We start from the raw sequence: 9,695 nt of genomic DNA, 5'->3' as shown, positions 1-9,695 counted from the left end.
TTGCTGTTGTAGTTTCATGTTTTTATAAGTTTTGATGTTATTATTCCAACATGAAGGCAGATGAAAAGGTTTGTCATTTTTTATAATAGATGATTTATTGTGAATCGTTAGAAAAGTTATGTGGAGATTATCATGATGTTTTTATACTGTTAGGACAAAGTCGCAAATTTTTTACTCAAAATACATGCTCTTTTTTATTGTGTTTTTGTTTTATAAATGCAGATTGCACAATCAAAATATCTACCGATATGAACGCTTTTAAACAGAATCCGCCTGATGGTGGAACTACCTACACAGAAACAAATTTGGATAATTTATTTCCAGAGCCATTAAATACCATCACCAGTTTTTTCTTTTTAATGATTGCAGTTTACTGGACATTTAAAATATGGGGAAACTATAAAAAACACCCATTTTTAAGTATAGCGTTGGTGCTTCTTTATATCGGAGGAATTGGCGGAACAACCTATCACGGCTTGCGACGATGGCCAATATTTATTATGATGGATTGGATGCCGATCATGTTGCTTTGCCTTTCTGCAGGAGTTTACTTTTTAGCTAAATTAACCAAGTGGTATTATGCTGTTCTAATCGTTGTAGTTTATGCTTTCTTTCAATTCTATGTCAGACGGCTTTTTTCAAACGGCGATTTTCAGATTTTCATTAACATCAACTACGCCTTTATGGCCGCATTGGTATTGTTCCCGGTTTTTGGCTATCTCATGAAAACAGAATGGCGTAACGGAAAATGGGTGGGCTTTGCATTATTGGCTTTTATCTTTGCCTTAACCTTTCGTATCGCTGACAAATGGGAAATTTTAGAAATCGGCACCCACTTTTTATGGCACACGTTTGGCGCAGTGGCTGCTTTTTGTATGCTGAATTACATTTACCTGGTTAATCATAAAATGATTGATCGATAATGTTTTTTCTTCCAATTTAGGTACTGTCATGATTTTATCACTTGTTTAATATGTTGATGACTGCAAATTCATTGCACATTGAAAATATAGTCTTTACTTTTTCTGTCCTACTGCGTAAGTAATGCCGCCATAGAGGTGTTTCAGAAACATTTCATCTGTCCAGGTTTCTTTCATGTGGCCCATTGATGTATAAAATGCCCTGCCTCCATCATAATCATGATACCAGCTAAAGGGATGGAAAGTTCCATTTTTACCCCCATTGTATGATTTTTCATCGATGGTTAACAACACATTGATATCAGGATTAATATCTTTGAAATTGTATAACTCGTCTTTGTGTATCCAAACAGAGTCAGTAAGGAATTTTGTTGATGGATGTTTTTTGTCTTTTACAATGAATCGGGCTTCCTGTACAACTGGATGACTAATAAAGTATGCACCAGCTAATTTTCCGTACCAAGGCCAATCATATTCCGTATCAGTAGCGGCATGTACACCCACGTAGCCGCCTCCGTTCTTAATATAATTTTCAAATGCGGTTTGTTGTTGATTATCTAAAACATCACCGGTTGTGTTTAGAAAGACTACAACAGCGTATTTTTTCAAAAGATCGCTGGTGAAAAGAGCTGCATTCTCAGTCGTATCTACAGCAAAGTTCTTTTCTTTTCCCATTTTAATGAGTGCTGTTTTCCCTGCCTCGATAGAATTATGTCTGAAACCTTTAGTTTTTGAGAAAACCAAAATTCGCGGAACTTTCTTTAAGATGATATTACTTTGAAAGGTTATAAAAGCTGTTAAAATTGTGCAAAAGAAAAGTAATTTCTTCATTATTGGTTAGTGGTTTGGTAATGGTCACTAACTTACGAAAGTTGTTTGATAATTTCCTTGCATCTATCTTCAATTTGTTTACAAACTGGCTGAAATAAGTGATTGTCCCAGTAGGGATCCGTTACTTCATCATCATCTAAAAAAAGCTTAACTTTTTCTCGCTCTTCAGCTGTTTTAGCTAGCTGTTTCACAGCAGTTAAGTTGTTTCGATCCATCACTAAAATAAGATCGAATCTCGAAAACATCAATTGATTGAACTGCTGCGCCCTTTGCTGGCTAATATCATAACCTAAAGCCTTAGCTGCAGCTATACTTCTATGATCCGGGGCTTTTCCAATATGCCAATTTCCAGTACCGGCAGATGCAATTTCCCAATTCAGATTTTCTTGTTTAACAAGATGACGCATCATGCCCTCTGCCAATGGAGAGCGACAGATGTTGCCAAGGCAAACCATTAAAATTTTCAATTTGTATTATTTTGCTTTATATACCTCCGCCAATGTGTAGGTTGTGCCTCCAGATGTAAACGTTGTCGTATGAGTGAGTTTATTTCCTTTAATTGTATATGGCGAGCCTGTCATAGAAGAAATTATTATTTGGTTTCCTTCACGTGACCAGGTTGCAGGTGCAGCCTTCGGGTCGTAAAACCTATCGCATAAGGCACCATTTGCGCTTGATGTAAAGATGCCATCTTCCGAAAAGGTTAATGTTGTTGTGGCTGCACAACTCGCAGGACCCATGAGTTCCAAATAATTGGTGCTTGATTTTGTTCCAATAGTCATGGCCGGATTAATTTTGGCCGACTCAATGTTCCAGTTATTTGTTGTAAGTTTTTTGTCTAAATCCTTTTTACATGAAAGTGTTAAACAGATTGCGAGTATTAATAATAGATTTTTCATTGATATCCTTTTTATGAAAACGGTTGAAATCATAATTTCGCTACAAGTAAAGTTATAAAATCTTCATAAAAAGAAAAGCCTCCATATTTAATATAAGAGGCTTTATAAATACTTAATAGGTTTCACTATCTGGAGGAATGCCATAATCTACAAATTTCTTTGCTTTTTGGTCTTTCTTTTTTCCAAACCAGCCTTTTACTGAATTAAAAATTGCTGAGAGATGTTCTGCATCAAGCGATTTACCAACTTTACCTGATACCAAGCCAACGGCCGCTTTTGTTAAAAAGCCAGCACCTCTGAAAAGCGTTTTATTCATAACCATTGGTAAAAGCAATGACATTGCTGTACCACTGATGTTTAACTTTTCATCTGCCTTAAACAGGTTATTTGGCGTAACATATTTTTTAATCAACGCACCCAAGGTAAATTGCTTCATAAATGATTTTCCGTCACTTTTGAGCATGTTTTGTTTCAGGGTATATTCTACTTTCAGCTCTAATTTTGCGGCTTTCAAATCTTCGAGAGTTCTGATGTTATACTTTCTCATCTTCTTCCTCCTTATCTGCAAGTTTGTCGAAATATTTTCTAATTGCTACGTTTATAATTGCCTTCTCAATGTATTTATCCTTTGTAAGATAAACAATAACAGCAAGTAAAAGGTAAATTCCCGAAACGCAACCAAAAACCTCTGGTATAACTACCTAAAACATCTGATAGAAATAGTGCTAACGTTACACTACCAAATAAAAAAGCCAATATAAAACATACTATAACGGCAGTATTGGTAACTAGATCCGCAAATATTTTGGATACCTTTTCTACAAGGTAAAGTCTTGTATATTCGATTCTTGCTTCCAAAAAACCTTTGGCGTCTTCAACAAGATCTTCAATACTTTTATCTTTATTTTCTTGCATAGTTTAGATGGGTTTAACTGAGCACGTTAAGGTGCTCAGTTATAATTTATTTTTAAGCGTGCTCAACGTCATCACTGTATTCTTCTTCAACACTTCTCAATTTAGTTTTGATAGAGCTTACAACTTTATCTTTCAAACTTGATAGATTATTGATTTCGTCTGCTGCTTTATCCTTAATAGAATCGCCTAAATCTTTTAGAGACTGACTTAATTTGTCGCGTGTTTCTTCACCTTTATCTGGTGCAAATAAAATACCTAAAGCGGCACCAGCAGCTAAGCCTGCTAATAGAGCAACTACAACTTTTGAGTTATCATTCATAATAATGTATTTTAAGGGTTTAACATTCACAATATAAGAACTACTATATTATTTTATTGTTAAGCTATAAATTATAACTCGTTATGCTCGTTATTTGTTTTAATTCTTTCTAATCTTTCTGATGCCAGCGTGCTGGTTTCATAAATTTTAACAAGCAAAATAAAATAAGATAAGAGTAATGGGCCAAAAACAAGACCCAAAATTCCGAATAAAGGAATACCAATAATTACGCCAATTACCGTAATTATAGGATGTATGTTGCCAACTTTTTTTCGCAATGATAAATCTTAATACGTTATCAATATTAATTATGACCACGAAACCGAAAATTAACATTGTCCACCCTGCAAAATTATTTCCATTTGCTATTTGCAAAATTGCAGCCGGCACAAACACTACTGGAGGGCCCAGGATAGGAACAAAGGAGATGAATGTTGTAATTATACCCCAAAACACCGGGTCTTTATATCCTAAAACATAAAAAGATAAACTCACCAAAGATCCCTGAACCAGGCAAATCAATCCCTGTCCGAGTACATTTGCATAGGTGGTATTCCGCATTTCATCTCCAAAACGAAGCGCATTTTGTTCTCTCAGCGGGGCATATTTTATTAGCGACCGTTCAAATACCTTACGTTCGATGAGCATAAAGTATAGTAAAAAGTACATCACCAGCAGGCTCAGTATAATATTTACCGCACTGGAAATTAATGAAGGAAATAAATCTGTTGCCCAGCTGCCTACTCTGTTTAATCCGTCCTGGATAAGATCTTGATTAATTTTAAATGGAACCAGGTGTTGAAGTTTAACCAGCAGATTTTTAAAGAAAATTTCGTTGTTTTTAAGCTCTGATATTTTACTGATCACCATGCTGCTTAGCGCATAAAATGGCAGCACAATTAATACAATGCTTATTGTAATTAACAAAACAGCAACAAGTCTCCTGTTCCAGCCTTTTATCTCAGCTAAATGAATATAAGCAGGCCGCATAATAGTGTAAAGCACAAGCGTACTTAAAATGGCACTAAAAATTCCCTGCAATGAATAGGCAATTAATAGCCCAAGTGCTATTATAATAAGCAAATTAATATTATTACGCTGTTTGTAAGAGAATACCGACATAAATAGATGTTTGGTATTCTTTTAATATTAAAACGTGTGCTTTTGTTTTCTTAGTAGCCGAAAATATTGCTACTCGTCGAATTTAATAGCTTTGATCTTATTATAAAGCGTCTTTCTATCAATTTTTAAAATCTGAGCTGCTTTTGTTTTATTGAAATTAACTTCTTTCAATACCCGTAAAATAGTGTCGTACTCTGCTTCCTGAGCGGCATTTTTCAAGTCTTTCGGTTTATCGATTGCTTTGGGTTTCATTTGCTTTAAAGATTCCTCATTGTCGAAATCTTTAATATAATTTGATAACTCCAGAGGCAACACATCAACCTGAATCAAATTTCCGTCTGTTAGTAAAGCAACTCGTCTGATAACGTTCTTTAGCTCCCGAACATTTCCTGGCCAGCTATAGTTTAAAAAACAATTTTTAACACCATCTGAGAAGCCTCTGATGTTTTTATTGAGTTCCTGGTTAGCCACGGCTAAAAACTTATCTGCAAAAATGAGAATATCATTTCCACGCTTTTTTAATGATGGAAGGTGGATTGAAAATTCATTAAAGCGGTGATACAAATCTTCTCTAAACGTACCTTTTCCAATATTGTCAACCAGGTTTTCGTTTGTGGCTACAATAATGCGAACATCTAAATCAATTTCTTTCGTACTGCCAATGCGTTTAACTTTGCGTTCCTGAACAGTTCTCAGTAATGTAGCCTGTATTTCATAAGAAAGGTTTCCAATTTCATCCAAAAACAAAGTGCCTCCATTTGCCTGTTCAAAGTGACCTATTTTTGTATAAAGCGCACCTGTAAAAGAGCCTTTCTCATGACCGAAGAATTCACTTCCCGCGAGTTCTTTGGTTAACGAACCACAATCCATCGCAATAAATGGCTTATCTTTTCTTAAACTATTGAGGTGAATCGTTTTGGCTACACACTCTTTCCCGGTACCACTTTTTCCTGTTAAGATAATACTGTAAGATGTTGGTGCAATTAACTGTATCTGTTTCAATAGCGTAGCTGAAACCTCACTATTGCCATCAATGTATTCCGTAAAGTTTACATATTCAGAATCAGTTTCATTTCTTTTGCTTGAAGACCCTTTATTTTCATTTAAAGCCCTTTGTGTTTCCAGTGCCTTGTTAATGGTATTTAGAATTTCATCAGGGTATAATGGCTTGGTAATGTAATCGTAGGCCCCTAACTTGATTAATTCGACGGCTAGCTTGATGTCTGAATAACCCGTAATAATAATTACTCCGGTTGTAGGATAGTTTTCTTTTACCTTAATTAATATTTCCCGGCCATCGGTATCATCTAATCTATAATCGCACAAGATCAAATCAAAGGTTTCGTTTGACATGATGTCTAAAGCTGAGGAGCCAGTAATAGCGTTTGCCACTTCAAAACCATTCCTTGTTAGAAATTTTGAAAGCAATAAACCGATGTTTACCTCATCGTCGACTATGAGAATCTTCTTTTTCATTCAGAATAACCTATTAAATAAACTATAGAATCCCTTAAATCAACAAGATAATGCACTTTTTAGAGAGTTATATAGACAGCGCATAATTACTCAAATTTTTTGAAAATGGGAAATTTTTTCTACACTTATTTTTTACGGATATAGAATTAATTAGACTTAATTATCACTTTCCGGAAAATTTTGCTGGTCGTTTTTCAACAAAAGCGGTTACGCCTTCTTTAAAATCATCAGTTTCAAAGCATTTGCCAAAAGCCTTGATCTCTGTTTCAAAGCCATGATCAGTGTTTATTGAGGCGTTTACCGCTTGAATGGCTGCACTAATAGCTAGTGGTGCTCTCTGTTTCACGATATCTAAAATTTCTCTGGCTTTATTGATTAAATCGGCCTGGGGTACCGTATAATTAACCAATCCGATTTTTTCAGCTTCGACTGCTGAAATCGCATTTGCGGTAGTGATAAGTTCGATTGCTTTACCTTTGCCAACAAGTTGTGTCAAACGCTGCGTACCTCCGTAGCCGGGAATCAAGCCTAATGTAACCTCTGGTAAGCCTAGTTTAGCATTGTCTGCCGCAATTCGGATATGGCAGGCCATGGCAAGTTCTAATCCTCCGCCTAACGCGAAGCCATTTATGGCAGCTATAAAGAGTTTCGATGAATTTTCTATTGCGTTGAAAACATTTTCCTGGCCTTTTCTGGCAAGTTCCTCTCCCTGCGTTCCGTTGTAGTTAGAAAATTCCTTAATATCTGCTCCTGCTACAAATGCTTTTTCTCCGGCGCCGGTTAGAATTACGCCTCTAACTTCTTCGTTCTTTTCTGCAAATGCAATAACGTCTGCAAGTTCCTGAAGTGTTTCTTTATTTAGTGCATTTAATGCCTTCTCTCGGTTTATAACGATGTATAAAATGTTATCCTTTACCTCTGATAATAAATTCTGATATGCCATAATTTAAAAATTTCTGTTTTGTGCAACCCAATTCTGAATATAATCTACAATGCTCGCCATGGTTGTTCCGGGTGGAAATAATTCACCAACACCTAATGCTGCAAGTTTAATCCGGTCTGCCTCCGGAATAATTCCTCCACCTGTTAATAACACATCATCGAGCTGTTTTTCTTTCATAAAATGAATGATTTTAGGAAAAACCGTCATATGCGCACCTGATAAGATGGAAATTCCGATAGCATCCACATCCTCCTGCAAGGCTGTATTTACTACCATTTCTGGGGTTTGGCGAAGGCCGGTATAAATAACTTCCATACCCGCATCTCGAAGGGAAGTGGCGATCACTTTGGCGCCTCGATCATGGCCATCCAGGCCAACTTTCGCCACCAAAACACGTATTGGCCGGTTTAATACTTTGCTCATAATGAATATTAAGTTGATGTAAATGTATTGATTTTGATGCTCAAATTAATCATTAGGCAAAACAACCAGAATTGCACTAATATTTTTACATTTGCATTCCTAATTTACAGGTTTTTATGAGTGAAGAAAAGTCATTGAACTTTATTGAAGAAATTGTTGAGAACGACTTAAATAGTGGTAAGTATGAAACCTTGGTTACGCGTTTTCCGCCAGAACCTAATGGTTACCTACACATTGGCCACGCAAAAGCAATATGCTTAAACTTCGGACTAACACAGAAATACGGCGGCTACACCAATCTGCGTTTTGATGATACCAATCCGGTAACAGAGAAAACAGAATATGTTAACAGCCAGCAAGAAGATATTAAATGGTTGGGTTTTAACTGGAAAAACGAATTATATGCATCAGATTATTTTGATGAGTTGTATTCTTTTGCAGTAAAACTGATCGAAAAAGGTCTGGCTTATGTAGATGAAAGTTCTGCAGATGAAATTGCAGCTTTAAAAGGTACGCCAACAGAACCTGGTCAGGATAGCCCATACCGCAACCGCAGTGTGGAAGAAAATTTAAACATTTTCACCAGAATGAAAAATGGTGAATTTGCTGATGGCGCCTATATTTTACGGGCTAAAATCGATATGGCCAGTCCGAATATGTTAATGCGTGATCCGATTATTTATCGCATTAAACATGCAGAACACCATCGTACAGGTAACAAATGGTGCATCTACCCGATGTATGATTTTGCCCACGGACAAAGCGATAGCATCGAAAATATCACACACTCTATTTGTACGTTAGAGTATGTTTCACACCGGGAATTGTATGACTGGTTTATTGAGCAGTTGGAAATTTTTCCATCTAAGCAATATGAATTTGCCCGTTTAAATCTTACTTCAACCGTAATGAGTAAGCGGAAGTTGTTGCAATTGGTGAATGAAAATCTGGTGAGCGGCTGGGATGATCCCCGCATGCCTACCATTTCCGGTTTGCGCAGAAGAGGCTTTACGCCAAAAAGTGTTCGCGAGTTTTGTGAGCGAATTGGTATTGCCAAACGCGAAAACCTTATAGAATTGAGTTTATTGGAATTCTGTATCCGTGAGGATTTGAACAAATCAGCAAATCGTGTGATGGCGGTTTTGGATCCAATTAAATTGATCATCACCAACTATGAAAAAGGAACGGAAGATTTAATTGGTGAAAATAATCCTGAAGCAGAAGATGGTGGCGGTACTCGTGTAATTCCTTTCAGCAACGAATTATGGATTGAGCGTGAAGACTTCATGGAAGTTCCGGCGAAGAAATGGTTCCGTTTGGCACCTGGCGCAATGGTTCGTTTAAAGTTTGCTTACATTGTAAAATGTGAGGATTTTGTGAAAGATGAAAATGGTAACGTAACCGAAATTCATTGTACTTACATCCCTGAATCAAAAAGTGGAAATGACACCAGCGGCATAAATGTGAAAGGAACCATCCATTGGGTGAGCGCACAACATGCAAAAACTGCTGAAATTCGTTTATACGATCGTCTATTTTCATCAGAAACACCAGATGCTGAAGAAGGCGATTTTAAGGATTACCTAAACCCTGAAAGTTTAACTATCCTACCAAACGCTTACATTGAACCTGCTTTAACAGATGCAGATTTAGATAGTCGTTATCAGTTTATTCGCAAAGGTTATTTTTGTTTAGATAAAGATTCCACAACCGATAAATTGGTTTTCAACAGGACGGTTACATTGAAAGATACGTTTAAGAAACCAAATTAAACGGCGCTGATTAGTAATAGATAAACACGGATGAATTTATGTTCATCCGTGTTTTTTTTGTGTTAAAGGTTTTGG

General features: G+C 36.4%; 12 protein-coding genes. 2 read left to right on the top strand and 10 right to left on the bottom strand.

Annotated features, from left to right (window positions below):
• Positions 1 to 248 precede the first annotated feature (248 nt).
• Positions 249 to 923 (top strand): hypothetical protein, encoded by a 675-nt coding sequence (locus ON09_RS08130; RefSeq protein ID WP_010600563.1) that lies wholly within the window; start codon positions 249 to 251, stop codon positions 921 to 923.
• Between the two features lie 93 nt (positions 924 to 1,016).
• Here ON09_RS08130 and ON09_RS08125 read toward each other — a convergent pair whose 3' ends face one another.
• The 10 genes from ON09_RS08125 to ON09_RS08080 all read right to left on the bottom strand — a co-directional run bounded on the left by ON09_RS08125 (position 1,017) and on the right by ON09_RS08080 (position 7,848).
• Complete coding sequence (locus ON09_RS08125) at positions 1,017 to 1,751, bottom strand: ThuA domain-containing protein (RefSeq protein WP_010600562.1); 735 nt, start codon at positions 1,749 to 1,751, stop codon at positions 1,017 to 1,019.
• Positions 1,752 to 1,783: 32 nt separating this feature from the next.
• Positions 1,784 to 2,218 carry a low molecular weight protein-tyrosine-phosphatase gene (locus ON09_RS08120; RefSeq protein ID WP_029204207.1) on the bottom strand — a complete coding sequence of 145 codons (435 nt, stop codon included), beginning with the start codon at positions 2,216 to 2,218 and terminating at the stop codon, positions 1,784 to 1,786.
• Between the two features lie 6 nt (positions 2,219 to 2,224).
• Positions 2,225 to 2,650 carry a lipocalin family protein gene (locus ON09_RS08115; RefSeq protein WP_010600560.1) on the bottom strand — a complete coding sequence of 142 codons (426 nt, stop codon included), beginning with the start codon at positions 2,648 to 2,650 and terminating at the stop codon, positions 2,225 to 2,227.
• A 112-nt stretch (positions 2,651 to 2,762) separates the two neighbouring features.
• Entirely contained in the window at positions 2,763 to 3,197 is a 435-nt protein-coding gene (locus ON09_RS08110) for a hypothetical protein (RefSeq protein WP_010600559.1), read from the bottom strand.
• A 74-nt stretch (positions 3,198 to 3,271) separates the two neighbouring features.
• Entirely contained in the window at positions 3,272 to 3,565 is a 294-nt protein-coding gene (locus tag ON09_RS08105; protein ID WP_010600558.1) for a hypothetical protein, read from the bottom strand.
• A 52-nt stretch (positions 3,566 to 3,617) separates the two neighbouring features.
• Positions 3,618 to 3,884: a YtxH domain-containing protein gene (locus ON09_RS08100; RefSeq protein WP_010600557.1), complete on the bottom strand. Its 267-nt coding sequence runs from the start codon at positions 3,882 to 3,884 to the stop codon at positions 3,618 to 3,620.
• A gap of 147 nt (positions 3,885 to 4,031) precedes the next feature.
• Positions 4,032 to 5,006, bottom strand: coding sequence for an AI-2E family transporter (locus ON09_RS08095; protein ID WP_010600556.1), 975 nt, complete (start codon positions 5,004 to 5,006; stop codon positions 4,032 to 4,034).
• 69 nt (positions 5,007 to 5,075) lie between these two features.
• Entirely contained in the window at positions 5,076 to 6,482 is a 1,407-nt protein-coding gene (locus ON09_RS08090; protein WP_010600555.1) for a sigma-54-dependent transcriptional regulator, read from the bottom strand.
• Between the two features lie 163 nt (positions 6,483 to 6,645).
• The gene (locus ON09_RS08085) at positions 6,646 to 7,425 is read right to left on the bottom strand and encodes an enoyl-CoA hydratase/isomerase family protein (RefSeq protein ID WP_010600554.1); all 780 of its coding nucleotides are present in this window, start codon (positions 7,423 to 7,425) and stop codon (positions 6,646 to 6,648) included.
• A 3-nt stretch (positions 7,426 to 7,428) separates the two neighbouring features.
• Complete coding sequence (locus tag ON09_RS08080) at positions 7,429 to 7,848, bottom strand: cobalamin B12-binding domain-containing protein (RefSeq protein ID WP_010600553.1); 420 nt, start codon at positions 7,846 to 7,848, stop codon at positions 7,429 to 7,431.
• Positions 7,849 to 7,964: 116 nt separating this feature from the next.
• Here ON09_RS08080 and ON09_RS08075 point away from each other — a divergent pair, with 116 nt between their 5' ends.
• Entirely contained in the window at positions 7,965 to 9,620 is a 1,656-nt protein-coding gene (locus tag ON09_RS08075) for a glutamine--tRNA ligase/YqeY domain fusion protein (RefSeq protein WP_010600552.1), read from the top strand.
• Positions 9,621 to 9,695: the final 75 nt, after the last annotated feature.

Source organism: Pedobacter agri PB92, from assembly GCF_000258495.1.
Classification (GTDB): Bacteria; Bacteroidota; Bacteroidia; order Sphingobacteriales; family Sphingobacteriaceae; genus Pedobacter; species Pedobacter agri.
The sequence above is the reverse complement of the archived record's forward strand: the minus strand, read 5'-3'. Positions and strand labels throughout refer to the sequence as shown.

Bases quoted from the DNA above. Each gene is read 5' to 3' on its own strand.
- ON09_RS08130 (WP_010600563.1), top strand. From the start codon at position 249: ATGAACGCTTTTAAACAGAATCCGCCTGATGGTGGAACTACCTACACA.
- ON09_RS08125 (WP_010600562.1), bottom strand. From the start codon at position 1,751: ATGAAGAAATTACTTTTCTTTTGCACAATTTTAACAGCTTTTATAACC.
- ON09_RS08115 (WP_010600560.1), bottom strand. From the start codon at position 2,650: ATGAAAAATCTATTATTAATACTCGCAATCTGTTTAACACTTTCATGT.
- ON09_RS08110 (WP_010600559.1), bottom strand. From the start codon at position 3,197: ATGAGAAAGTATAACATCAGAACTCTCGAAGATTTGAAAGCCGCAAAA.
- ON09_RS08105 (WP_010600558.1), bottom strand. From the start codon at position 3,565: ATGCAAGAAAATAAAGATAAAAGTATTGAAGATCTTGTTGAAGACGCC.
- ON09_RS08100 (WP_010600557.1), bottom strand. From the start codon at position 3,884: ATGAATGATAACTCAAAAGTTGTAGTTGCTCTATTAGCAGGCTTAGCT.
- ON09_RS08095 (WP_010600556.1), bottom strand. From the start codon at position 5,006: ATGTCGGTATTCTCTTACAAACAGCGTAATAATATTAATTTGCTTATT.
- ON09_RS08090 (WP_010600555.1), bottom strand. From the start codon at position 6,482: ATGAAAAAGAAGATTCTCATAGTCGACGATGAGGTAAACATCGGTTTA.
- ON09_RS08085 (WP_010600554.1), bottom strand. From the start codon at position 7,425: ATGGCATATCAGAATTTATTATCAGAGGTAAAGGATAACATTTTATAC.
- ON09_RS08080 (WP_010600553.1), bottom strand. From the start codon at position 7,848: ATGAGCAAAGTATTAAACCGGCCAATACGTGTTTTGGTGGCGAAAGTT.
- ON09_RS08075 (WP_010600552.1), top strand. From the start codon at position 7,965: ATGAGTGAAGAAAAGTCATTGAACTTTATTGAAGAAATTGTTGAGAAC.